The sequence below is a fragment of the Sorangium sp. KYC3313 genome (assembly GCF_052075895.1).
Taxonomy (GTDB): Bacteria; Myxococcota_A; Polyangia; order Polyangiales; family Polyangiaceae; genus Sorangium; species Sorangium cellulosum_B.
Genome location: NZ_CP197255.1, coordinates 9,183,822 through 9,207,253, shown reverse-complemented (window position 1 = coordinate 9,207,253; position 23,432 = coordinate 9,183,822). Strand labels below are relative to the sequence as shown.

Here is a 23,432-nt window from a genome sequence, read left to right as displayed (position 1 = left end):
GCCACGCCGCGCCGATCGTGCGAGCGGCCGACGGCGTGCCGCAGGCGACCTAGGCGCCCGCCCTCGAGCCGCACATGGTCGTGAGCACCGCGAGCAGCTCCGCCGGCTCGATGGGCTTCGGGACATGGGTGTTGAACCCTGCTCGCAATGCGCGCATGCGATCCTCCGTGCGCGCATAGGCGGTGAGCGCGATCGCCGGGGTCCGCCCCCCGCTCGCCGCGGGGAGCGCGCGGATCTTGCGGATCAGCACGTAGCCGTCCTCGCCGGGCATCGCGACGTCGGACACGAGCACGTCGGGCTGCAGCGCCTTCACCGCGAGCAGCGCCTCGGCCGCGGACGACACGGCCGTCACGCACGCGCCGCACTGCTCGAGCATCGTGACGAGGAGCTCGCGCGTGTCGTCCTCGTCCTCGACCACGAGCACGTTCAGCGCCGCGAGCTCCGGCGGGCGGTCGCTCCCGGCGGAGGCGGACGGCAGCGCCGCCAGCCGGCGCCCCCGGTCGTGGCTCGGCGGCGCCGCGAGCGGCAGCTGGACGACGAACGTGGCGCCCCGACCCTCCCCGTCGCTCAGCGCGTGGGCCGTGCCGCCGTGCATCTCCACGAGGCTCTTCACGATCGTGAGCCCGAGGCCCAGGCCGCCGTGCCTGCGGGTCGTGCCGCTCTCGGCCTGCCGGAACTGCTCGAACACGTAAGGCAAGAACGCGGACTCGATGCCCTGGCCGGTGTCGGACACGGTGATCTCGGCGGACCCGTCGGTGCGATCGAGCCGGATGCGCACCACGCCGCCCCGCGGCGTGAACTTCACCGCGTTGTTGAGCAGGTTCCAGACGACCTGCTGCAGCCGGCCCGCGTCGCCCGCGACGGCGCCCACGCCGGGATCGAGGAGCGGCAGGAGCCGCACCCCCTTGGCGTCGGCGGCAGGCCGCACGACCTCGAGGGCGGCGTCGATCACCGGCACGAGCTCGATCCGATGGACGTCCAGCCGGAGCTTGCCGGCCATGATGCGCGAGATGTCGAGCAGATCGTCGATGAGCTGCGCCTGCGCCTGGGCGTTGCGCTCCACCGTCTCCAGCGCCTTGTCGCGGCGCTCCTCGGGGAGCTTGCCGGTGCGCAGCATCCGGACCCAGCCGAGGACCGCCGTGAGCGGCGTGCGGAGCTCGTGGCTCATCGTCGCCAGGAACTCGTCCTTCAGGTGGCTCGCGGCCTCGGCCTCCTGCCGCGCGGACTCCGCCGCGGCGAGCAGGCCTTGCCGCTCCTCCTCCGCGCGCTTCCGCGCGGTGATGTCGAAGAACGAGGAGACGACGCCGGCGACCGAGCCGTCGGTGCCGCGGAGCGGCTGCGCGTTCACCGAGAGCCACAGGACCGAGCCGTCCGGCCGCTCCAGCCCGAGCAGGACGCCCGACTGGGGCGCGCCGGTCCGGAGCGCGATCTGCGAGGGGTACATCTCGAGAGGGAACGGCGAGCCGTCCTCGCGGACGAGCCTGCACGACGGGCCCAGCATCGTGGACCCGACGAGCTGGGCCATGGGCAGGCCCAGGATCCGCTCGGCGCTCGCGTTCGCGGTGCGGATGACGCCGCGCTCGTCCTGGAGCGTGATGCCCTCCTCGAGCGCGCTGATGATCACGCGATAGCGCTCCTCGCTGTCCCGGAGCGCCCGCTCCGCCTCGATCGCGTCGGTCTCGTCGCGGGTGATCAGCACGGCGCCCGCGGGCGAGCCGTCGGCGTGCCTGAGCGGCGACGCCGTCCCGGCGAGGGCGCGGATCGAGCCGTCCGGGCGCGTGACGAGCCAGCGCGCGTTCTCGACCTTCTCGCCCCGGAGCGCGCGGTGGAGCGGGTCCTCGTCGGGGCGCAGCGGCCGGCCGTCCAGCGCGAGCAGCCCGCGGGCCCGGAGCGACTCGAGCGCGTCGCGCTCGTACACCCCGTGCTGCCGCTGGGCCTCGCCGTTGCAAATGCGGAGCGCCCCGCGCGCGTCCGCGGCCATGATGCCGTCGCCGCTCTGCTCGATGAGCGCCCGCAGCAGATCGCGCTCCACCGCTGCGATCCGCTCGGCCCGCTCGGCCCGCTCGCGGAGCCGCTTCGAGCGAAGGAGCGCGCCGACGCGCGCCGACAGCGCGGCCGCCGGGCAGGGCTTGACCACGTAGTCGTCGGCGCCCGCGGTGAGCCCCTCGACGAGGTCCTCCTCCTGCCCGGCCACGGTCAGGATGAGGATCGGGAGCCCGACCGTGGCGGCGCGCGACCGCAGGAGACCACAGATCTCGGTGCCGGACATGCCCGGCATCACCTGGTCGAGCACGAGGACATCCGGAAGATCGCCCCCCGCCACGCGCTCGAGCATCGCGGCGGCGTCCGTGAAGACCTGGGCCTCGTACCCTGGCGCGAGGGCGCGCGCGGCCATCTCGGCCTCCAGCAACGAATCGTCGAGGATCCACACCGCCCCGCGCTGCGCGTGCTCGCTCGGCGGAGACCCCATGCCCCCTTCCCGGACGTCTCGCCCCGCGACCGGCGCCTGGCGCCGGGGCAGGCCGTTCGCATCGCGCGCGGCGTCGGCGAGCACGAAGTCCATCGTCATTGACCGATTCATGGTTCTCCAGGAGCAGCAGGGACCGTGAGGCATATCGCCACAGGGCGGCGCCTCTCGGGGCGGGACCGGGCGCGGAGACGCGTTGGTTCCGCAAGCATCTTTACCGCCCAGTCTCATCTGAGGGAGAGCCCGCGACGATGCAAGCTTACTACGATGAAAGGCGCCCTGTCGCCCTCTTCTGCGTGCCTGCGTCGGTTGCTTCTGGTTGCTTCCGGTTGCTTCTTGTCGCGTCTGGTCGGGGTTTGGTTGCTTCTGGTTGCGTCAGGTTGCTTCCGGTCATTGCGCCACGCATCACGCAACGCTCGCAGGGACCCATCGACGTCTGTCGTGGCGCTCGCGCCCGCCGACGTTCGCTGGCGCACCGGCGTGCTCGACGCGGGGGCGGCGCATCGCCGCTGCGCGCTGCTCACCCGGGCGTGACATGCGCAGCTCGGGACATGTCCGACGGGAGTTCCCTGATTCTGGCACGGACGCACAAGCGCGATTGACACCCCGCATTCGGAAAGGCTATTCCCTCGACCGAGCACCGCTGTGGCAGAGATCCTCGTCGTTGATGACAGCAGGGTGATGCGCGAGATGGTGGTGGCCTGCCTGCGGGCGGATCAGCACGGGTTCGCGCACGCGGCGAGCGGCCTCGAGGCGATTGAGACGCTCTCGCTGAGGCCGTTCGATCTCGTGGTGCTCGACCTGAATATGCCCGATATCGGGGGACTCGAGGTGATCGAGTTCATCCGGGGTCAAGACAGGCTGCAGAGCCTGCCGATCCTGGTGGTGACGACCCGGGGTGATGAGGAGTCCCGCGCCCGCACGCTCGCCGCAGGGGCGTCCGAGTTCATGACGAAGCCCTTCACTCCCGACGCCATCCTGGCCAGCGTGCGGGCGCTCCTGCAGGACAGCGTCGCCAGCGCCGGATGACCGGATGGGCGGCGCGCTCGATGTAAACGAGTTCGTGGCCGGCTACCTCGTCGAGGTGGAAGAGCACCTCTCCGCGTCGATGGCCAACCTCCTCGCCACCGAGGCGGCCCTCCGCGCCGGCGAGTCGAGCCCCAAGGCGATCCGCGAGCTCTTCCGCTCTCTCCACACCATCAAGGGCCTCTCCGCCATGGTCGGCGTGGAGCCGATTGTGGATCTCGCCCACGCGATGGAGACCGTGCTCCGGGCGGCGGACCGGTCGGCCGGGAGCCTCTCCGCCTCGTCGATCGAGGTGCTGCTCCGCGGGCTCCGGTCCATCGAGGAGCGGGCGCGGGCCCTCGCCGAGGGCAAGCCGGTGCTGCCGGCGGCGCCCGAGCTCCTCGCCGCGCTCACCGCGCTCGATCTCGCCGCCGCGCCGTCGCCGCCCGTGCCGACCATCGGCGCCGATCCCGAGATCCTCGCGAAGCTCGGGCCCGGCGAGCGGGTGCAGCTCGCGCAGGGCGTGGCCGGCGGACGGCGCGCGCTGCGGGTCGACTTCGTCCCCTCGCCGTCGCGCACCGCCGAGGGGGTGAACATCACGACCGTCCGCGAGCGCGTCGGCAAGCTCGCCGAGATCGTCAAGGTCATCCCGCTCTCGGTGCCGGCCACCGAGGGGGCGCCGGGCGGCATCACCTTCGCGCTCCTCGTCCTCACGAGCGCGCCCGACGAGGAGGTCGCGCGCGCGGCGGCGGCGGATGGCGTTCGCGCGCTCACCGTGGAGCCCCCCGTCCCGCCGGCCGTCGCGGCGCTGGCGGAGCGCGAGCCGGACGAGCCGGCGGACCGGGAGCCCCAGCTCCGAGGCGTCGTCCGCGTCGAGGTGGCGCGCCTCGACGACGCGCTCGACAAGCTGTCGGCGCTGGTCGTGACGCGGTTCCGGCTCGCTCGGGCGGCCGCCGAGCTGCGCGCCCGCGGGGTCGACACCCGCGATCTGTCGGAGATCCTGCGCGAGCACGACCGGACGCTGCGCGACCTCCGCGGCGCCATCATGCGCGCGCGCATGATCTCCGTGGCGGAGCTCCTCGAGCGCGTGCCGCTCGTCGTCCGCGGCCTCGGTCGCGCGACCGGCAAGCAGGTCCGGCTCGAGATCGACGCCGGCAAGGCCGAGCTCGACAAGGCGGTCGCGGAGCGCGTCTTCCCTGCGATCGTGCACATGCTCCGCAACGCCGTCGATCACGCGATCGAGCCGCCCGCCGAGCGGCGGCGCCTCGGCAAGCCCGAGGAGGGCGTCGTCCGGGTCTCCTGCTTCGAGCGCTCCAGCAATCAGCTCGAGCTCAGCGTCGCCGACGACGGCCGCGGCATCGATCGCGCGCTGGTCGCGAGGCGGGCCGGCCGCCCCGCGCCCGAGAGCGACGCGGCGCTGCTCGATCTCATCACGCTCCCCGGGCTGTCGACGCTCGACCAGGCGACGAAGACCAGCGGCCGCGGGCTCGGGATGGACATCGTGCGCCGCATCGCCGTGGAGCAGCTCAGCGGGGAGCTCTCGGTGAGCACGTCGCCCCGCGCCGGCACCACCTTCACCCTCCGGATCCCGCTCACGTTGACCATCGTGGACGCCTTCTCCTTCCTGTGTGGTGACCAGCTGTTCGTGACGCCCGTCGCGGGCGTCGAGGAGGTCGTGGAGATCGACGCCGCGCGCATCCTCCGCGGCCCAGCGCCGGGCGAAGCGCGGGGCGGGACGACGTTGCCAGCCCTGGGCGAAGCGCGGGGCGGGACCAGGCTGCCAGCGCCGGGCGAAGCGCGGGGCGGGACCATGTTGATCGAGCGCCGCGGCGAGGTCGTGCCCCTCGTCGAGCTCGGCGCCCTCTTCGAGCTCGGGGCCTCGCCGGCGCGCAGGGCGCTCGTCATCCGCCGCCACGGCGCGCCCTTCGCGTTCGGCGTGACCCGCGTGATCGGCCAGCAGGAGGTGGTCGTGCGGCCGCTCGAGGACCCGCTCGTCCGGGTGCCGGGCGTGTCTGGCTCGACGGATCTTGGCGATGGGCGCCCCACGCTCGTCCTCGACCTCGTGACCCTCAGCGGCAGGCTCTCCGCTGGCCGCGGCGGCCGCGGCGCGCTCGCCCGGGTGGCCTCGTGAGCGATCTGCACGTGATCCTGAAGGTGGCAGACGCCGAGTACGTCATCTCGGCGGCGGACGTGCTCCACATGGAGTCGTTCGCCGGGGCGACCCGGGTGCCGGGGACGCGCTCGTACGTCGGTGGCCTGGTGCAGATCCGGGGCCGCGTGGTCCCGGTCGTGGAGCTGCGCGTCCGCTTCGGGCTCCCGAGCGCGGAGCCGACGCTGGACTCGCGCGTCATCGTCGTTCAGCGCGGCGGCCGTACCGTGGGCCTCCTGGTGGACAGCGCGCGCGAGGTCGTCAACATCGCCGAGGGCGAGCTGCGGCCGCCCCCCGAGGTCATGGCGGAGGAGAGCGCCGGGTTCGTCAGGGCTGTCGCGAAGCTCGGGGACCGCCTCGTCATGCTCGTCGACGTCGGCAGGATCATCGGTGAGGAGCAGGATCATGGCATCTGATGCAATCGCGGACATCGACGGCGCGCTCGCGCGGGCGGAGCAGACCGAGCGCGCGCTCCGCCAGGCGGCCACGACCGTCGCTGGCGTCGAGCAGGCGGCCGCGCGGCTCGCCGCCCTCGGCGCCGAGCAGGCCGCGGCCGGCAGGGAGCAGGGGGCCATGGCGGGGGCGCTCGCGGGCGAGCTCGAGGAGGCCGGGGCGGCCGCGCAGGCGCTCGCCCGCTCCGGTCAGCGGGTGGGCGACGTCGTCAGCGAGGTCGTGAGGGCGACCGAGGGCATGGCGAGCGGCATCGGCGCGCTCGCCCCCGCGCTCGCCAGCGTGAGGAGCGACGCCGAGACGCTCGCCACCTCGGCGGACACGACCGTGGCGGCGCTCGAGGAGATCGCCCGCTCGGTGAAGGCGGTGAGCGCCAACGCCGAGGAGCTCGCGTCCTCCAGCGAGGAGCTCCTCGGGGCGGTCTCCGTGACGAGCGGATCCGCCGACGAGGCGGCGACCCGCGGCGAGAGCAACGCCGCGGCCATCGAGGAGATCGGGGCCACCATCGAGGAGATGTCGAAGGGCGTCGCGCGCCTCTCGGCCGACGCCAAGGGGGTCGGGGCGCAGATCTCGACCATGGCGGGGACCGTGATGGGCGTGAGCGGCTCCCTCGAGCGCGTCGCGAAGGAGGCGACCGAGATGGCGAGCGCGGTCGAGGAGACCGCGGCGACCGCCGAGCAGATGGCGCGGTCGATCCGCGGGGTGGCCGAGAGCGCGAGGTCGCTCGACTCGAGCGCGTCGACGACCGCGAGCACGATCACGGAGATCGCGAGCTCGGTCGAGGAGGTCGCGGCCACCGCCGAGAAGAACGCCGCGACCGTCGAGGCGAACGCGGTCGCCGCCGAGCAGCTCGCGCGGACCGCGCAGCAGGTCGCGCAGAGCGCCGAGCAGATCAGCGGGCTCGCGGCCGGCAACGCCGCCACGTCGTCGCAGGTCGAGGCCTCGACGCGGCGGATCGTCGCCATCGTCGAGACCGCGCGCGCGACGGCCGAGCAGGGGGTCGCGACCGCGCGCCAGGGCGCCGCGACGGTCGGCAGGTCCATCGCCGGGCTCGGGAGCATCCGGCAGGCGATGGCCGACTCCGCCTCGGTCATGAAGGAGATGGGCAAGCGGGCGGAGGAGATCGGCGACATCGTCCAGACGATCAACCTGATCGCCGACCGCACGAACCTCCTCTCGCTCAACGCCAGCATCGAGGCCGCGCGCGCGGGGGAGCACGGCCGCGGCTTCGCCGTCGTCGCCGAGGAGATCCGCAACCTCGCCGATCGGGCCGCCGTCTCGAGCGCCGAGATCGCCAAGATCGTCCGCGCGCTCCAGGCGAGCGCCCGGGAGGCGGTCGCCGCCTCGAGCGAGGGCGTGAAGGTCGCGGACGAGGGGACCCGGCTCGCGAGCGACGCCGATCGGGCGCTCGCGTCCATCCTCCAGGGGGTCGAGGAGCTCGGCCGCTCGATCCGCGACATCGACCGGGCGAACGCGGAGCAGGTGCAGGCGGTGGCCTCCCTGACCCAGACGACCTCGCGCATGAGCGAAGAGGGCAGGGCGGTCGCGCGCTCCGCGGCCGAGCAGACCAAGGCGGTCCAGTCGCTCGCGCAGGGCAGCGCGGAGATGCGGCGCATGGCCCGGCAGACGAAGGACGCGACCGCCGAGCAGGCGCGCGCGCTGCGGGACGCCGTGAAGGCCAACGCGCAGCTCACGTCCACCGCCGAGCGGGTGTCGCGGGCGATGGATGAGCAGGCGACGGGCGCGTCGCAGCTCGCCAAGGTCGCCGCGCAGATGCGCGCGCTGACCCAGCAGACCAGCGCCGCGATGGTCGAGCAGACCCGCGCCCTGGCCGGGATCACCGCGCTCACGCAGGAGGTCTCGGGCGCGTCGCAGCGCATGGTCGCCGGCCTCGCGGAGCAGGCGGGCGGCGCGACCGAGATCGCGCGCGCCATGGACGACATCCGGCGGGTGTCGGTCCAGTCGGCGCGGGGCATCGGCGAGCAGGCGCGCGCGGCGAAGCAGCTGGAGGCGTCCGCCCGCCAGGTCGCGCGGCTCGCGGCGGCGGTGACCGCCGCCACGGCGGACCAGGGCAAGGCGACCGCGTCCCTCGCGAAGGAGGGGGATTCCATGCGCCGGATCGCCAGGCAGACGGCGCGGGCCGTGGCCGATCAGGCAGAGGCGATCGCGGCCCTCGCGTCGGGCGCGAACCGGCACACGCCGTCGCTCCAGGCCGCCGAGAAGGGGGCCTTCGAGCTCTCGACCCGGACCGAGCAGCACGCCGCCTCGTTCTCGCGGTTGCGCGACCCGGTCCGGGAGCTGCTCGCCTCCACGGCCAAGAACGCGAGGGACACCGGCGCGATCGCGAGCGACGCGGGCCAGGTGCTCGAGCAGCTCGGCAAGATCCGGCAGGCGAGCGCGGAGCACGTGGACGCTGTCGCGGGCGTCGTCGCGACGGTCGCCCACGCCGTCGCCCACATCAAGGCGAACGGGACGCAGCACCCCGCACCGCCGGAGACGGCGGCATGATCGCTCGCCGGCACGCGCCCGCGCTCGCCGTCTCGGACGCGGAGCGGCAGCGCGTCGAGCAGGTCGAGCGGCTCGCCGCCTCGGGGCCTCCGGGGGCGCCCGGGCTCATCGAGATGCTCGCGGATCCGAGCTGGACCGTGCGGCGGGCGGTCGTCGCGTCGCTCGCCGCGCTCGGCGACGCGGCGGTCCGCCCCCTCTGCGCGTGCCTCTCCGCCCGGCGCGACAGCGAGGCGCGCATCGCCGCCACGGTCGACGCGCTCGTCGCGTCGCTGGGCGACGTCGACGCCGCCGTGCTCGCGCTGACCCTGGATCATCGCCCCGCGCTCGTCGCCGACGCGGCGCAGATCCTCGGCCGCCGCGGCAGCACGAAGGCCGTCCCCCGGCTCGCGGAGCTCACGTCGCACCCCGACGACAACGTCGCGGTCGCCGCGATCGAGGCGCTCGGCCGGGTCGGCGGCAGGTCAGCGGTCGACTCGCTCGTGGATGCCGCCTCGAGCGGAAATTTCTTCCGTGTCTTCCCGGCGATCGACGTGCTGGGCCGGAGCGGCGACCCGCGCGCGACCGGCCCGCTGGCGATCCTCCTCGATGATCCGCGCTACCTGCTCGAGGCGGCGCGGGCGCTCGGCCGCACCGGCAGCCGCGGCGCCGTGGCGCCGCTGGTGCGCCTCCTCGGGCGGCCGAGCGACGGCGTCGTGCGTGTCGCCGCGGCGGCGCTCGCCGAGCTTCGCGAGCGGTATCGCGAGCGTTACGGGACGGTCGCGCCGATCGACGAGGCGCTCCGGAGCGAGGCGCCGGCGCCGGGCGTGGCGCGGCGGCTCTCCCAGAGCCTGGCGGGCGCGGATCCGGCCGAGCAGGCCGCCCTCTGCAGCGTGCTCGGCGCGATCGGGGGCGACGAGGCCCTGCTCGAGCTGACGCGCCTGCTCGACGCCGATCCTCCCGTCGCGAGCGCCGCCGCGGAGGCGCTCGGCCAGCTCTCGCGGAGCGCGGACCCCCGGGTGCTCGCGGCGCTGCGCGACGGAGACAGCGCGCGCAGGCTCCTGCTCCTGCCGCTCGTCCGGGGCATCGCGGCCGCGGGCGAGGTGGAGCGCTGCCTCGCCGATCCGGACGCGGAGGTCCGCGCCGCGGCGTGCGACGCGCTCGCGCGCATCGCGGAGCCCGGCTCGGCGCGCGCGCTGTTCCAGGTCCTCGACGACCCGAGCCCCCGCGTGGTCCACGCCGCGACGACCGCGATCCAGGGCCTCGGCGGCCCGGACGCCGAGGCGCTCGCGCTCGCCGCGGCCCGCGACGGGGCCCCGGCCGCGCGGCGGACGGCCCTCCGGATCCTCGGGCACCTCGCGCCTCCGTCGGCGCTGCCGGTCTTCCTCGACAGCCTCGGCGACCCCGACGTGCGGGCGCGCGAGCAGGCGATCCATGGCCTCGCGTCCCTCGCGGCGCCGGCGGCGCTCGACGCGCTCGTCGCGGTCGCGGCCGATCCCGCGGCGCGGATCCGGGCCGTGGCGATGCGGGCGCTCGGGCAGTCGCGCCGGGATCCCCGCGTGATCGACGCGCTCCTCGCGGGGCTCGGCGACGGCGACGCGTGGGTCCGGTACTACGCCTGCCAGTCGCTGGGGAAGCTCGGGTGGGAGGCGGCGGCAGGGGTCATCGCCGAGCGGCTCCGGGACGAGAGCGGCCAGGTGCGCGTGGCGGCGATCGAGGCGCTGTCGGGGATCAAGGGCGAGCTCGCGCTCGCGGCGCTGGAGCAGGCGGCCCGGGACGGCGACACGGACATGCGGCGGTCGGCGCTGATCGGGCTCGGCATCGCCGGGCGAGAGGCGTCGCTGCCGACGTTGCTCGACGCGCTGTCGTCCCCGGACGTGGCGACCCGGCTCGTCGCGGTCTCGGCGATCTCCGGCTTCTCGTCGCCCGAGGTCCTGCCCGCGCTCGTGCGGGCGGCGGGCGACCCCGACGAGAGCGTGCGGTCGGCCGCGACCAGCTTCATCGCGGGGCGGCCCGGCGCCGAGGCGACGAGGACCCTGGTCGCGCTGCTGGTCACGTCGCGGGCGCAGGGCCCGCTCCTCGCCGCGCTGGCGACGCCCGTGCCGGGCCGCATCGAGGGCATCCTCGACGCGCTGGGCACGGCGGACGACGAGCTCTCGCCGCTCCTGACCGCGGCGCTCGCGCGGATGCGGCTCCCCGGGGCGAACGCCGCGCTCCTCGAGGCGCTCCGGCTGCCGCGCGCGCCGGCGCGGAAGGCGGCCGCCACGACGCTCGCCGCGGTGGCCACCCGCGAGGGCTTCGCGGCGGTCGAGCGCGCCTCCCGGACCGATCCAGATCCCGAGGTGCGGCGCGTGTCCGCGTCCGTCCTCGCGCAGTGGGTCTGATCCCGTGGGCATAAGGAGCCGCCTCCCCATCTCTCCGCAGGTCTTCGCGATCTTCAGCGCGCTCGTCGCCGAGAAGCTCGGCTTCCACTACGACGCGGCCGATCGCGAGCTGCTCGGCGACAAGCTGTCGGCGCGCGCCCTCGACGCCGGCTTCGACTCGCTGCTCGACTACTACTACTTCCTCCGCTACGACCCGGGGGGCGCGGCCGAGATGGACGCGCTGATCGACGGGCTGGTCGTGGGCGAGACGTACTTTTTCCGCGAGCTCGCGCAGCTCGAGCTCGCGGTCTCGGATTTCGTCGCGCCGCGCGTGGCGGCGGGCGGCAGGCCGCGGATCTGGTCGGCGGCCTGCTCGAGCGGCGAGGAGCCGTTCACGGTCGCGATGCTCCTGGCCGAGCGGGGCCTGCTCGACAAGGTCGAACTCATCGCGAGCGACGTCAGCGCGCGGGCGCTCTCGCGGGCTCAGGCCGGCGTGCTCGGGCCGCGCTCGCTCCGGAGCAACGCCCCGCCGCCTCCGTTCGCCGAGCGGTGGTTGCAGGTGGCGCCCGATCGCGTCGTCGTGAGCGCCGACCTGAGGCGGGCGATCGACTGGCGGCGGATCAACCTGCTCGACGCGTCCCAGGTCGCGTCGCTCGGGCAGCTCGACGTCGTGATCTGCCGCAACGTGCTCATCTACTTCCACGACAACACGGCGCGGTGGGTGGTCAAGAACCTCTCGGGGGCGCTCTCCGCGGGCGGGATCCTCCTGGTCGGGGTCTCCGAGTCGCTCTTCAGGCTCGGCACCGCGCTCGCCTGCGAGGAGCGGGGCGGCGTGTTCCTGTACCGGAACGCGGAGCCATGAGGCGCCCTGCGGTCCGCGTGCTCGTGGTCGACGACTCGGCCTTCGTGCGCAAGGTGCTGCGGCAGGTCCTCGGCGCGAGCTCCTCGATCGAGGTCGTCGACACGGCCATGGACGGCCTCGACGCGCTGGAGAAGATCGCGCGCTACAAGCCGGATGTCGTCACGCTGGATCTCGTGATGCCGAACCTCGACGGCCTCGGCGTGCTCGCGTCGTTGCCGCGCGAGGGCGCGCCGCGGGTGATCGTCGTCAGCAGCGCCGACGCGGACAGCGAGCTCGGCGTCAGGGCGCTCCAGGAAGGCGCGACCGACCTCGTCGAGAAGCCGACGGCGCTCGCGACCGATCGCCTCTTCGGCCTCGCGGACGAGCTGGTCCGCAAGGTGCTCGCCGCCGCCCAGGCGAAGGTCCACCGCGCGGAGCCGCCGCTCGCCCCGCCGCCCACGCCTGGCGCGATCCCGGCGCTCTCGCGCACGCGGCTCGTCGTGATCGGCGCCTCGACCGGCGGCCCGCTGGCGCTGACGCGGCTCCTCGCGGCGATGCCCGCCGGGTTCCCGGCCCCCATCGTCGTGGCGCTGCACATCCCTCCTGGCTACACGGAATCGCTGGCGCGCCGCCTCGACGACGGGAGCGCGCTCTCGATCGTCGAGGCGTCGGACGATCTCCCGCTCCGGCCCGGGCTCGTGGTCCTCGCGCGCGGGGGGACGCACATCGAGGTCCGGCGCCATCTGGCGCGCGCCAGCGTGTGCTTCCCGGCGAAGGCCGGCGCGTCCCCCTATTGCCCGTCGGTGGATCTGCTCTTCGCGAGCGCCGCGGCCGAGTTCGGGCCCGGCGTGCTCGGGGTCGTGCTGACGGGCATGGGGGACGACGGCCTGGAGGGCTCCCGGGCGATCCGCGCGGCGGGCGGGAGGGTCCTCGCGGAGGCCGAGTCGTCCTGCGTCGTTTACGGCATGCCCCGCCGCGTGCTGGAGGCCGGGCTCGCCGCGGCCTCGGTGCCTCTCGATCAGATGCCCGCGGCCATCCTGCGGCATCTTTGACATCGCAGGTCGCACCTCGCGCGCCGCGGCTCGTGCAGGCCGCTTCTCTGTTCGCGCTACGCCGCCCGACGCGAGCTGCCGCCCTTCCGCTTCGGGCCCTCCGCCTTTCGCACCCTGGATGTGCCGCCTTCTTCCGGCGCTTTTCTGCCGTTTTTCGCGCCGTTTTTCGCGCCGTCTCTCGCTTCGTCGTTCGCGGCCCCCTCGCCCTTCTGTCCGAGGCTCTTCTTGAGCAGCGCGATGAGGTCCACCGTGCCGGTGGCGCGGCGGTGGCGCTCTTCCTCCACAGGCTCCGCGGGCGCCGTCGTGCGGCCGGATTTCACCTTCTTCTCGATGAGCTTCATCACGTCGTCGCGGTACTCGTCCTTGTATTTCTCCGGCTCCCACGCGGTGGCCATCTCGGCCACCAGCCGCTCCGCCATCTCCAGCTCCCGCTTGCCGAGCCCCTTTCCCTGGGCGTCCATCTCGGGCAGGTCGAGCTCCTCATCGGAGCGGAGCTCGTGCGCGAACCGGAGCAGGTTCAGCACGAGCCCTCTGCCGTGCGGCCTCACCGCGGCGATGTGCTCGCGCGTCCGGATCACGACCTTCGCGATACCGACCTTGCCCGTCTTCCGCAGCGCCTCGCGCAGCAGGACATACGCCGTCACCGGCGATCGCTTCTTGCCGTTCTGGGACGCGGGAGCGAGGAAATACGGTTTGTCGTAGTAGATCGGGTCGATCTCCGAGGCGTCGACGAAGTCGAGGATGTCCACGGTCTGCGTCGCCTCCACGTTCGCGCGGCGCAGGTCCTCGTCGGACAGGACGACATACTCGCCCTTCTCGTAGGGATAGCCGCGGACGATATCGTCCCAGCTCACCGGCTCGCCCGTCTCCCGGTTCACGCGCTCGTAGCGGATCGGCGCCATGGTGCGCCTGTCGAGCTGCGTGAAGCGGAGCTCGTCGGGCTCCTCGGCGGGGTAGAGGGCCACCGGGATCTGCACGAGCCCGAAGCTGATACTCCCTTTCCAGATGCTGCGAGGCATGTGCGCTCCTTCGACCCGGAAGGCGACCCGGGGGGCCCGCGCCAGGTCCGTCATGGCGAGCAATGCAAGCCGGCGGCCGACGACGCGTCCTCGCGCACCCTGCGCCGCGCGCCCGTCCAGGCCGCCTGAGGGCCATCGCGGATCCCGCGCCCCCTGCCGCGCGCTGCCACGGCCGAGGTCGCGTTTCGCCACGGCGGACCGGGCGCGGCGGTGATCGGCGGTGATCGCTGCCCCACGCGCCCTCGCCCGCAGTATATAACCCGCGCACGACATGCCTCGGCGTCCCCACGACCTTCACGGCGCCGCGCCGGACGAGAGCCGGACAGCGCTGCTCCTCATCGACGTGATCAACGATCTGGACTTCCCGGGAGGCGATCGGCTGCTCGCCCACGCGCTCCCGATGGCGCACCGCATCCGGGCGCTGAAGCAGCGGTGTCGCGACGCCGGCATTCCGGCGGTCTACGTGAACGACAACTTCGGCCGCTGGCAATCCAACTTCCACCGTCAGATCGAGCACTGCCTGGAAGAGGGCGTGCGCGGCCGCGAGATCGCGGCGCTGCTGCGGCCTGGAGAGGACGATTATTTCGTGCTCAAGCCCAAGCACTCCGGCTTCTACGGCACCACGCTGGAGATCCTGCTCGAGTCGCTCGGCGCGCAGACGCTCCTCCTCACCGGCATGGCGGGGAACATCTGCGTCCTGTTCACGGCGAACGACGCCTACATGCGCGATTACCGGCTGCTCGTCCCGTCGGACTGCGTGGCCTCCGAGACCGAAGAGGACAACGGCCACGCGCTCCGCCAGATGCAGCGCTTCCTCAAGGCCGACATCACGCCGTCGGACGAGCTCGACCTCGAGCGGCTGCCCGCCTGACACCGGCCGATGCGCGGCGCCAGGCGGGCAGCTGCCCGAGATCACGTGGGATGACAGCGCGTCACGGTCAGGCGACGGCCCTGTGCTTCGACGAGATCCCCTCTTCGGTGAGGACCGCGACGTCGGTCGCGCCGCCGCGCTCGAGGATCTGCTTGGCGAGCGCGCGCTCGTTGCTGTCCTCGACGTGGACGGAGATGAGGATGTTGCCGCCCTTGATCTTGCCCTCGTACTGCTTGGCCTCGACCTCGGGGATGCCGAGCCCGATCAGGGCGCCGGTCACGCCGCCGAGCGCGGCGCCGGCCGCGGCGCCGCTCAGCGCGGCCATGATGGGGCCGGCCGCGATGAACGGCCCGAGCCCCGGGATGGCGAGCGCGCCGATGCCGGCGAGCAGCCCGATGGTCCCGCCGACCGCGCCGCCCGCGCTGACGCCCGCCGTCGCGCCCTCGGGCGCCTTCGTATGCTTCTCGTGCGCGAAGTCCCGCGTCCCGTGCTTGTCGGGGAAGAGCGCCGAGATGTCGCCGGTCATGAAGCCGGCGCGCTGGAGATCGCCGACGATGATGTCTGCCTGAGCGAGCGTGCTCACGAGGCCAAGGACCGCTTTCTTCGTTGCCATGGTGTCTTCCTTTCAGACCGTTCGTGTCGGTTCAGTCAACGTCGACTTCGAGCTGGTTATCGACCCTCTGCACACCCGGGATCCCGAGGGCGATCGCGGCGATGTCGGCCTTCTCCTTGTCGCTCTTCACCGGGCCGCGCAGCGTCACCACCTGCCCCGTCGTGATGATCTTGACGTTCTTCGCGCTCATCGAGAGCGTGTCGTTCGAGATCACCGCCTGCCGGATCTTCTGGGTGATCGTGCGATCGGCCTCGTTCTCGCCCTGGTCTCCGGGGGTCAGCGCGGCGGGATCGCGATCGCGATCGTTCTTGCCCGTGTTGTCGGCGGCCGTCGGCGTGGGGTTGTTCGCCCGCTGGGCGATCTCGCCCGGCACCGCGGGATTGCCGTCCGAGCGAGTCGTGCCTTCCGCTCGATCGCAGCCGGCCGCAGCGGCGATCGAGAGAGGCAGCAGCAGGACGAATTTTGCTGTGTTCATGCCCGCACCCTCGCAAGGCCCGGGCCATCCCTGGCGGAGAGCGCCTGTCGGTGCGCGGTCGTGGCCAGGGTGGAGCATGATCCCCGTCACGCCGATGGATGAGATCCCTTTCTCCCCGCCGCGTCGCGGGCGGCTCTTCCATCGCGTCGGTGCGCGGCGCCGCGCGGCTGGCAAGCTCATGGCTGGATAGAGGCCGGACTGCCCCAAGTGGGGCGAACTGCCCCGTGCCGGCGATGTCAATGTCAGGAGGGGAGAACCAACGCTATCGGGCGGAGGACGGTGCGTGTGTACGCCTGTGACGGACGCCGTCCAGAGCGCCAGTCGCCAGCGTCCGATCGGGCCCGCGCTCGCGCTTTGGGCGCTGGGGGAAGGGCTCAGTCGTCGCGGGCGCCTCTCGGCCGTTCGGTCGTGTGTGGGATGGGCGGTTCGATCGGCCGTTCGATCGGCCGTTCGATCGGCCGTTCGATTCCGAGCCGCCGCAGCTTCCGGTAGAACGTCGCCCTCGACATGCCCGCCTCGCGCGCGGCCTGGAGCGCGTTCCAGCCGGTCCGCTCGAGCGCGGCGAGCAGCGCGGCGCGCTCGTCGCGCGGAGGTCGCCGCGCGCCGCGGCCGCCGCCTTCCTGCGCGCGGGGCAGGTCCACGTCGTCGGGGCCGATCCTGCGGCCGTCGCACAGCACGACCGCCTTCGTGATCACGTTCTCCAGCTCGCGCACGTTGCCGGGCCAGCCGTGCTGGCCGAGCCGCCGCAGCGCCTCGTGGGACAGCTGCGGCGCCGGGCGGCCCAGCTGCTCGGCGGCGCGGCGCACGAAGTGGAGCGCGAGCTCCGGCAGGTCCTCCAGGCGATCGCGCAGCGCCGGCAGCCGGATCTGCACCACCGCGACGCGGTAGTAGAGGTCCTCCCGGAAGCGCCCGCGCGCGGCCTCGGCCAGGAGATCGCGGTTCGTCGCGCAGACGAGGCGGAAGTCCACGCGCACGGCCTCGGCGCTGCCCACCGGGCGCACCTCCCGCTCCTGGAGCACCCGGAGCAGCTTCGCCTGCACCTCGAGCGGCATCTCGCCCAGCTCGTCGAGGAAGAGCGTGCCGCCGCGCGCCGCGACCACGAGGCCGGTCCGGTCCCGGTCGGCCCCCGTGAACGCGCCGCGGACGTGCCCGAAGAGCTCCGACTCGAGCAGCGCGGCGGGGAGCGCGGCGCAGTTGATCCCCATGAACGGGCCGCTCTTCCGCGGGCCGGCGAAGTGGATGGCGCGCGCGACGAGCTCCTTGCCGGTGCCGCTCTCGCCCGTCACGAGCACGTTGACCGGCGCGTCGACCACGCGGTCGAGCGTCGCGAACACCGCGCGGAGCGCGGGGCCGCGCCCCACGATGGCGCCGTAATCGTAGCGGTGCTCCAGGGCCTGCTGGCGGACGAGCACCTGCTCCTGCAGCCGGTCGATCTCCGCGGCCTGGCCGCGCAGGAGCTCCTCGACGCGGCGCCGCTCGGCCTCGAGCTCCACGGTGCGGCGGCGCAGGTCGTCGACGAGCCGCGCGTTGCGCAGCGCGAGCGCGACCTGGTCGGCGAAGGCGAGGAGGAGGTCGACGTCCTCGGGCGCGAACCGCGCGCGCCGGAAGCGGTTGTCGAGGTAGAGCGCGCCGAGCACGCCGTCCGGCGAGCGGATCGGCACGGCGATCACGGACCTGAGCCGCATCGCGTGCACCGACGCGTGCTCGTGGAAGCGCGGGTCTTCCTGGGCGTCCACGGTGACCACGGGCTCCTGCGTCGCGATCGCGCGCTCGGCGATGCCGTAGCTGAACTTGAGGTGGCTCCTGCCGACCTTCTCCCGGTCGACGTTGCGCGCGACCGCCACGCGCAGCTCGCCGCCCGGCTGCTCGATCAGCAGGAACCCGCGCTCCGCGGCCGTGAGGTCGATCGCGGCGTCCATGGCCATCGCGAGGATGTCGGCGATCTCGACGGAGGAGTTGAGCCTGCGGAACACCGCGAGGAGCCGCTCGAGCTTGGCCGTGCGCTCTGCCGCCGGCGGCGTCGCGGTCTCGGCCGCCGCGGGTGTGCGCGCCGGCTGCGCCGCGCGGCGCCGGGGGTGGGTCCAGAAGGCGTGCTGCAGCGCGTCCGGCAGCGAGCGCGCCATGGCGGTCCAGACGGCGGCCGCGCGCTCCCGCTGCGCCGCGGCGGCCTCGGGCTCGCCTGCGAGCTCGTGGGCTTCGGCCAGCGCGAGGCGGACGTCCGCGGCGAGGTCGGGCTGCGCCGCGCGCTCGGCGAGGCCCAGGGCGCGCTCGAGGCGCTCCCGGGCGGCGGTGAGATCCTGACCGAGGTTGGGCTGACCGAGGTTGTGGCCACCCTGACCGAGGTTGGGCTGACCGAGGTTGTGGCCGCCCCGACCGAGGTTGAGCTGACCGAGGTTGGGGTCGCCCTGACCGAGGTTGAGCTGACCGACGAGGTTGAAACCGCCCTGGTCGGAACCGACCTGACCGAGGTTGCCGTCGCCCTCGCCGTCGAGCAGCGCGAGCCGCCCCTCCAGCAGCGCCGCGCGCGCCCCGAGGTCGGGCGCCTCCCGGGCGGCGCCGTGCTCCCGCGCCCGGCCCAGCGCGGCCCGCGCGTCCCCCACCGCGCCCCGCGCGAGGTGGGCCCGGCAGAGCTCCAGCTCCTCCTCCACCACCTCCCGCTGCGCCCCTTGCGCCTCGAAGCCGCGCCGCGACCGCTCGAAGCAGCGCGTCGCCTCCTCGGCGTCGCCGCCCGCGAGCGCGCAGTCCCCGAGGACCGAGGCCGCCGCCGCTGCGAAGAACGGCGCGCCTCGCCGCGCGGCCTCCGCCTCCACCCGCGAGGCCACGCGGGCGGCCCGCTCGAACGCCCCCACGTCCGCCCAGAGCTTCGCCAGATCGAAATCGAGGACGAGGACCAGGTCCGCCTGGCCCAGGGCGGAGGCGAGCCGCGCCCCGCGCTCGTAGGCGGCGAGCGCTTCCCCGAGCTCGCCCGACTGGTGGCACGCCGTACCCACGTTGAGGCTGCAGCGCGCCACCAGGTCGCCGAGCCCGTGCTCCTCCGCCGTCGCCAGCGCCTGCCGGTACCCGACGAGCGCCGCCTCGACCTCCCCGGCCCGGAAGGCGTCGATCGCCTGGTACGACAGCGCCCGCACCAGCGCCCTCGGCGCCCGCCGATCGCGGTGCAGCCCGGCGGCGAGCCCGAGGTGCAGCCCCGCGAGCCGGCGCTCCCCGAGGTAGCTCGCCGCGACGCCGACGTCCTCGTGGAGGCTCGCCAGCACCTCCGGCTCGTCGCACCACGCGAGCGCCGGCTCGGCGCGGGCCCGCGCCTCCGCGTGGGATCCGAGCCGCAAGAGCGCCCGGCTCGCCAGATCGGCGAGCCCCGCGCGCTCGCGTGGCGTGGATGATGACGACGCCGAGCCCTCCCCGCCGGCCGGCTCGCTCCGCTCGGCCTCGTCGAGCCGCGCGAGCGCCGCCGTGGGGTCGCCCAGCTCCAGCAGGCACGCGCCGAGCCGGACGAGCGCCTGCGCGCGCCGCGCGCCGAGCCCTCCGGCCTCGTCGCTCGCGAGCAGGTGCTCCAGCACCTCGCGCGCCCGCGCCGCGCGGCCGACGCGCTGGAGGGTGGACGCGACCTCGAGCCGCGCCTCCGCCGACGTCGCCACCTCGAGCAGCGCCTCCGCGGTCGCGCCCCACGGCCTCGGATCCGCCTCGCGCTCCGCGCGGCGCTCGAGGAACAGGCCCTCGGCGGCCGCCGCGTCGCCCGACAGCGCGAGGTGCAGCACCCGCTGCTCGGCGTGCGCCGGGAGGGCGGCGGCCGCCCGCGCGTGCGCCGCGCGGACCGCCTCTCCGCCGAGGGCGCAGAGGAGGGCGGCGATCGGCCCGGCGCGCGTCAGCGTCCACCCCCCTGCGGTGCGCGCGGCGACGCCGCGGGCGGCGAGCTCGGCCAGGTGCGCGACCGGGAGCCCGAGCGGCGGCAGCTCCTCGTCGGCGACCGCGCCCCCCCGCACGGCCAGCGTCGCCACCGCGTCCCGCAGCGGCCGCCCGAGGCCCCGCAGCCGCAGCGCGTAGCGCGCGCTCGCCCCGGGCGTCGTCGCGTCGAGCCCGGCCACGTCCCCGCTCTCGGCGAGCCGCCCCGCGATCACCACGAGATCGGCGGGCCACCCCGCGCTCGCGCGCAGCACGACCTCCGTCGCGTCGCCCAGGCCGATGTCGTCCATCCAGCGCTGCACCGCCTCGCGCCCGAGCGGCGGCAGCGCGACCTCGCGGGCGCTCCGCCCCGCCTCGGCGGCCACCGCGGCGAGCGGCGCCCGGCCGCCGCCGTGCGGGACGCGCTCGGCGGCGAGGAGCAGGACCGGATCCTCGGGGCCCAGCAGCCGGACGAGCGCCTCGAGCATCTCCCGGTCCGCCCCGCTCACCTCGTCGGCGTCGTCGAGCACGAGCACCAGCGGCCCGGCCCCCGCCCCCGCGTCGCCTCCCCGCGCCCGTGTCAGGCGCTCGTGCGCGCGCAGGGCGCCCAGCGCGCCGGCGGGGAGCGCCTCCTCGCCGGTCGCGCGGCGCAGCATCGAGGCCACCGGCGCGCTGGCCCTGGCGAAGCCCTCCACGGCCTCCATCCGGAGCTCGGCGCTCCACGTCGCCTCGCGCAGGAGGCGGCTCTTCCCGCAGCCCGGCTCTCCGGCGATCACGCAGACGCGCGGGCCGCGCTCGCCTCGCTCGAGCGCGGCGAGCGCCTCGGCGACCGCGCGCATCTCCGCATCGCGCCCGACGAGGTGGGGCGGCTCCGGCGGCGGCGGGGCCACGGCGCGCGGCGCTGCGCCCACCCAGTCGAGCACCTCGCCCGCGTCGGCCGGGCGGTCGCGCGGCTCGGACCGCACGAGGCGCTCGACGAGCGCGCCGATCGCCTCCGGCAGCGGCTCCGCGAGCAGCGGCGCGATCGCCTCGAGCGTGCGGCCGAGCGAGAACAGGTCCGCGCGCCCGTCGGCCGGCTCGCCGCGGATCACCTCGGGCGCGAGGTAGCCCCGGGTGCCGGAGACGCCTTCGTCGGGCCTCCCCCCGAGCCGCGCCGCGCAGGACAGGTCGATCAGCACCGCGCGCCCCGAGGCCCCGACGAGGATGTTGGCCGGCTTCACGTCGCCGTGGCGGATGCGCGCGCGGTGGAGGAACCGCAGCGCGTCGAGCACGTCCACGATCGCGGCCCGCGCCTCCTCGAAGCGCCGGCCTGTCACGTACTCGTCGAGCGGCGCGCCCAGCACCGCCTCCGACGTGAAGTAGAAGCGCGGCTCGCCGGTCTCCCGCAGCATGCCGAAGTCGAGGACCCGGACGAGGTGCGGATGGAAGAGCCCCGCCAGCATCCTGAACTCGCCGCGGAACGCCGCCCGCTCCGCCGTGCGCGCGTGGCCGAGCAGCTTGAGGCACAGGTCCCGCCCGAGCGCCTCGTCGCGCGCGAGCCACGCCGTGGCCAGCCCCCCCCGCCCCAGGGGACGGATCAGGCGGTAGCGGCGGGCGAGCAGGGTCCCTTCGGCTTGGCTCACCCGCGCAGTGTCTCACGGATGTGCCATCTGAGACAGTGAGACACTCTATGAGACACATGTGCCTCGCATTTCGCGACGATTTCCGTCCTTTTTCATTCGGCACCAGGTTTGCTCTAATGGTCGGCATGGCGATGCGGACGACATACGGACACCGAGGACGGCGGGGCGTGCGCGTCGCGACGCTCCTCGGAGCGCTCCTTGGCGGCTGTGTCGTGAGCCCGCAGCCGAGCCCGCCGGTCGACGAGCCGATCCTGGACACGGGGCTCGTCGGCGTGTCGGGCGACCCCCAGGTCTTGCGGCAGCAGGTCTTCCTCAAGGGCGAGCCTGGCGCGGTCGATCCGGCGGAGGGCGTGGTCGTGGTGACGAACCTCGACAGCGCGGACGCGCCCGTCATCGCGGAGATCAACCGCGACGGCAGCTTCGTGGCCGCGGTGGACGCGTCGACGGATCAGGTCCTGCGGATCCAGGTGAAGCAGGGCGAGCGCCGGTCGGAGCCGGTGGATCTGCAGCTCACGGGGGAGCCCATCAGCGCGACGCAGACGATGCTGGCGCACCTGCCTTGCCTCACGATCGAGCCCGCGGCGTGGGTCTCGATCGAGGCCGGCGAGAGCGACGTGGTCGTCCGCAACACGTGCGCCGAGGACGTCTCCATCGGCGCGCCGCGCTTGCGCCGCGGCGCGGGGCCGTTCGGGTTCAGCCCGGCGGCGGCGTTCGTGGTGCCGGCGGGCGAGTCCGCCGTCGTCACGGTGCGCGCGGACGGTGAAGGGGTCGAGCGCGAGGACGTGCTCTTCCTCGAGGTCACGGCGCCCGAGCCCGGGCGCCGCGTCCTGACGCTGACGCTCCCCGACTGAGCGGTCGGGGAGACGAACATCGAACTCGCGCGCCGCGCTCGACGTACTGCGCGCGGCGCGAGGTGCCCTTCCTCTGGAGAGGGGAGGGGCTCGTGGATGTCTATCGCCTCGCCGGGGACGGCGGGGCTCTTTTGGAGGAACCCATGAACGTCCAGAATCGTATCAAGAGCAGCCGTATCGGATCCTTCCTCTGGCTCGCGCTGTCGATGTTCCCGCTCGCCGCGGGCTGTCACGTGGAGATCGCCGACGACAGCACCGCGTCCGACGCGGCGGAGGTGAGGGGCGGCGGCGGGCAGGGCAAGGCCTGCGGCGGCCTCCTCGGCCTCTCCTGCAAGAAGGGCTTTTTCTGCGACTACGAGCTCGACGCCATGTGCGGCGCGGCCGATCAGACGGGCACCTGCCAGCCCATCCCCGAGGTGTGCACGAAGGAGCTCAGGGAGGTCTGCGGCTGTGACGGCAACACGTACAGCAACGAGTGCATGGCGAACGCGGCGGGCACGTCGGTGTCGTCGATCGGCCAGTGCGCGCCTCCTCCGGGGGACGTCTGCGGCGGCCTCCTCGGCCTCTCCTGCAAGGAGGGTGAGTTCTGCGACTTCGCGCCCGACGCCCAGTGCGGCGCGGGTGACATGACGGGCACCTGCCTGCCCACGCCGGGCGGGTGCACCAAGGAGTACAACCCCGTCTGCGGCTGTGACGGGAACACGTACGGCAACGCGTGCTCCGCGAACGCGGCGGGCGTCTCGGTCGCGTCGAAGGGCGAGTGCGCGCCGCCTTCGGAAGGCAAGGCGTGCGGCACCCGCGGCGGCTGGACGTGCGAGAAGGGCGAGTTCTGCAACTTCCCGCCCGAGGTCGAGTGCGGCGCGTGGGACGGGCCGGGGGTCTGCACGCCCATCCCGGAGGCGTGCACGTTCGAGTACAACCCGGTCTGCGGCTGCGACGGCCAGACGTACGGCAACGCCTGCGCCGCCGCCTCGGCGGGCGTGTCGGTCGCGTCGAAGGGCGAGTGCGCGCCTGCTCCCGGGAAGATCTGCGGCGGCATCGCGGGCTTCGCGTGCGAGAAGGGCGAGTTCTGCAACTACAGCCTCGAGGCCATGTGCGGCGCGGGCGACATGACGGGCACCTGCGAGACCATCCCGGAGGCGTGCACCGAGCAGTACGACCCGGTCTGCGGCTGCGACGGCCAGACGTACGGCAACGCCTGCGCCGCCGCCTCGGCGGGCGTGTCGGTCGCGTCGAAGGGCGAGTGCGCTGAGCGCCGGTAAGGCGGTATCCTAGGCGCCGTCCGCGCCGC

Annotated in this window: 15 protein-coding genes; 10 read left to right on the top strand and 5 right to left on the bottom strand. The window is 74.3% G+C overall.

Translation table 11 applies throughout. The features are described from left to right. Nucleotides 1-49: 49 nt before the first annotated feature. Entirely contained in the window at nucleotides 50-2,569 is a 2,520-nt protein-coding gene (locus tag ACSRUE_RS34855; RefSeq protein ID WP_441287362.1) for a hybrid sensor histidine kinase/response regulator, read from the bottom strand. 543 nt (nucleotides 2,570-3,112) lie between these two features. Between ACSRUE_RS34855 and ACSRUE_RS34850 the strand changes: the two genes are divergently transcribed. Genes ACSRUE_RS34850 through cheB form a run of 7 tightly spaced genes read left to right on the top strand, consistent with a single transcriptional unit; the run spans nucleotide 3,113 to nucleotide 12,811 of the window. Next, on the top strand, nucleotides 3,113-3,496 hold the full coding sequence (locus tag ACSRUE_RS34850) for a response regulator transcription factor (RefSeq protein WP_437768521.1): 384 nt from the start codon (nucleotides 3,113-3,115) through the stop codon (nucleotides 3,494-3,496). Nucleotides 3,497-3,500: 4 nt separating this feature from the next. Beyond that, entirely contained in the window at nucleotides 3,501-5,603 is a 2,103-nt protein-coding gene (locus ACSRUE_RS34845) for a chemotaxis protein CheA (protein WP_441287361.1), read from the top strand. Further along, nucleotides 5,600-6,037, top strand: a complete 438-nt coding sequence (locus ACSRUE_RS34840; protein WP_441287360.1) for a chemotaxis protein CheW — start codon at nucleotides 5,600-5,602, stop codon at nucleotides 6,035-6,037. The genes ACSRUE_RS34845 and ACSRUE_RS34840 overlap by 4 nt, the downstream gene beginning before the upstream one ends. Next, on the top strand, nucleotides 6,027-8,579 hold the full coding sequence (locus ACSRUE_RS34835; RefSeq protein ID WP_441287359.1) for a methyl-accepting chemotaxis protein: 2,553 nt from the start codon (nucleotides 6,027-6,029) through the stop codon (nucleotides 8,577-8,579). The genes ACSRUE_RS34840 and ACSRUE_RS34835 overlap by 11 nt, the downstream gene beginning before the upstream one ends. Beyond that, nucleotides 8,576-10,939: a HEAT repeat domain-containing protein gene (locus ACSRUE_RS34830; RefSeq protein WP_441287358.1), complete on the top strand. Its 2,364-nt coding sequence runs from the start codon at nucleotides 8,576-8,578 to the stop codon at nucleotides 10,937-10,939. Before ACSRUE_RS34835 ends, ACSRUE_RS34830 begins: the two co-directional genes overlap by 4 nt. A gap of 10 nt (nucleotides 10,940-10,949) precedes the next feature. Beyond that, nucleotides 10,950-11,780, top strand: a complete 831-nt coding sequence (locus tag ACSRUE_RS34825) for a CheR family methyltransferase (RefSeq protein WP_441293162.1) — start codon at nucleotides 10,950-10,952, stop codon at nucleotides 11,778-11,780. After that, nucleotides 11,777-12,811 (top strand): chemotaxis-specific protein-glutamate methyltransferase CheB, encoded by a 1,035-nt coding sequence (cheB, locus tag ACSRUE_RS34820; protein ID WP_441287357.1) that lies wholly within the window; start codon nucleotides 11,777-11,779, stop codon nucleotides 12,809-12,811. Before ACSRUE_RS34825 ends, cheB begins: the two co-directional genes overlap by 4 nt. Before the next feature lie 56 nt (nucleotides 12,812-12,867). Here cheB and ku read toward each other — a convergent pair whose 3' ends face one another. Then, nucleotides 12,868-13,830 (bottom strand): non-homologous end joining protein Ku, encoded by a 963-nt coding sequence (ku, locus tag ACSRUE_RS34815; protein ID WP_441287356.1) that lies wholly within the window; start codon nucleotides 13,828-13,830, stop codon nucleotides 12,868-12,870. A gap of 271 nt (nucleotides 13,831-14,101) precedes the next feature. Here ku and ACSRUE_RS34810 point away from each other — a divergent pair, with 271 nt between their 5' ends. Then, on the top strand, nucleotides 14,102-14,701 hold the full coding sequence (locus ACSRUE_RS34810; protein WP_441287355.1) for a cysteine hydrolase family protein: 600 nt from the start codon (nucleotides 14,102-14,104) through the stop codon (nucleotides 14,699-14,701). Between the two features lie 67 nt (nucleotides 14,702-14,768). Here the strand turns inward: ACSRUE_RS34810 and ACSRUE_RS34805 are convergent, their stop codons facing one another. The 3 genes from ACSRUE_RS34805 to ACSRUE_RS34795 form a co-directional block, all read right to left on the bottom strand. Further along, on the bottom strand, nucleotides 14,769-15,314 hold the full coding sequence (locus ACSRUE_RS34805) for a DUF3341 domain-containing protein (RefSeq protein WP_437746102.1): 546 nt from the start codon (nucleotides 15,312-15,314) through the stop codon (nucleotides 14,769-14,771). Nucleotides 15,315-15,345: 31 nt separating this feature from the next. Next, nucleotides 15,346-15,789, bottom strand: coding sequence for a BON domain-containing protein (locus ACSRUE_RS34800; RefSeq protein WP_437768513.1), 444 nt, complete (start codon nucleotides 15,787-15,789; stop codon nucleotides 15,346-15,348). 374 nt (nucleotides 15,790-16,163) lie between these two features. After that, nucleotides 16,164-21,290: a sigma 54-interacting transcriptional regulator gene (locus tag ACSRUE_RS34795; protein WP_441287354.1), complete on the bottom strand. Its 5,127-nt coding sequence runs from the start codon at nucleotides 21,288-21,290 to the stop codon at nucleotides 16,164-16,166. A 167-nt stretch (nucleotides 21,291-21,457) separates the two neighbouring features. Between ACSRUE_RS34795 and ACSRUE_RS34790 the strand changes: the two genes are divergently transcribed. Next, nucleotides 21,458-22,141 carry a hypothetical protein gene (locus ACSRUE_RS34790; RefSeq protein ID WP_441287353.1) on the top strand — a complete coding sequence of 228 codons (684 nt, stop codon included), beginning with the start codon at nucleotides 21,458-21,460 and terminating at the stop codon, nucleotides 22,139-22,141. A 143-nt stretch (nucleotides 22,142-22,284) separates the two neighbouring features. After that, entirely contained in the window at nucleotides 22,285-23,403 is a 1,119-nt protein-coding gene (locus tag ACSRUE_RS34785; protein WP_441287352.1) for a Kazal-type serine protease inhibitor domain-containing protein, read from the top strand. Nucleotides 23,404-23,432 lie beyond the last annotated feature (29 nt).

Bases quoted from the DNA above. Each gene is read 5' to 3' on its own strand.
- ACSRUE_RS34855 (WP_441287362.1), bottom strand. From the start codon at position 2,569: ATGACGATGGACTTCGTGCTCGCCGACGCCGCGCGCGATGCGAACGGC.
- ACSRUE_RS34845 (WP_441287361.1), top strand. From the start codon at position 3,501: ATGGGCGGCGCGCTCGATGTAAACGAGTTCGTGGCCGGCTACCTCGTC.
- ACSRUE_RS34835 (WP_441287359.1), top strand. From the start codon at position 6,027: ATGGCATCTGATGCAATCGCGGACATCGACGGCGCGCTCGCGCGGGCG.
- ACSRUE_RS34830 (WP_441287358.1), top strand. From the start codon at position 8,576: ATGATCGCTCGCCGGCACGCGCCCGCGCTCGCCGTCTCGGACGCGGAG.
- cheB (WP_441287357.1), top strand. From the start codon at position 11,777: ATGAGGCGCCCTGCGGTCCGCGTGCTCGTGGTCGACGACTCGGCCTTC.
- ku (WP_441287356.1), bottom strand. From the start codon at position 13,830: ATGCCTCGCAGCATCTGGAAAGGGAGTATCAGCTTCGGGCTCGTGCAG.
- ACSRUE_RS34810 (WP_441287355.1), top strand. From the start codon at position 14,102: ATGCCTCGGCGTCCCCACGACCTTCACGGCGCCGCGCCGGACGAGAGC.
- ACSRUE_RS34805 (WP_437746102.1), bottom strand. From the start codon at position 15,314: ATGGCAACGAAGAAAGCGGTCCTTGGCCTCGTGAGCACGCTCGCTCAG.
- ACSRUE_RS34800 (WP_437768513.1), bottom strand. From the start codon at position 15,789: ATGAACACAGCAAAATTCGTCCTGCTGCTGCCTCTCTCGATCGCCGCT.
- ACSRUE_RS34785 (WP_441287352.1), top strand. From the start codon at position 22,285: ATGAACGTCCAGAATCGTATCAAGAGCAGCCGTATCGGATCCTTCCTC.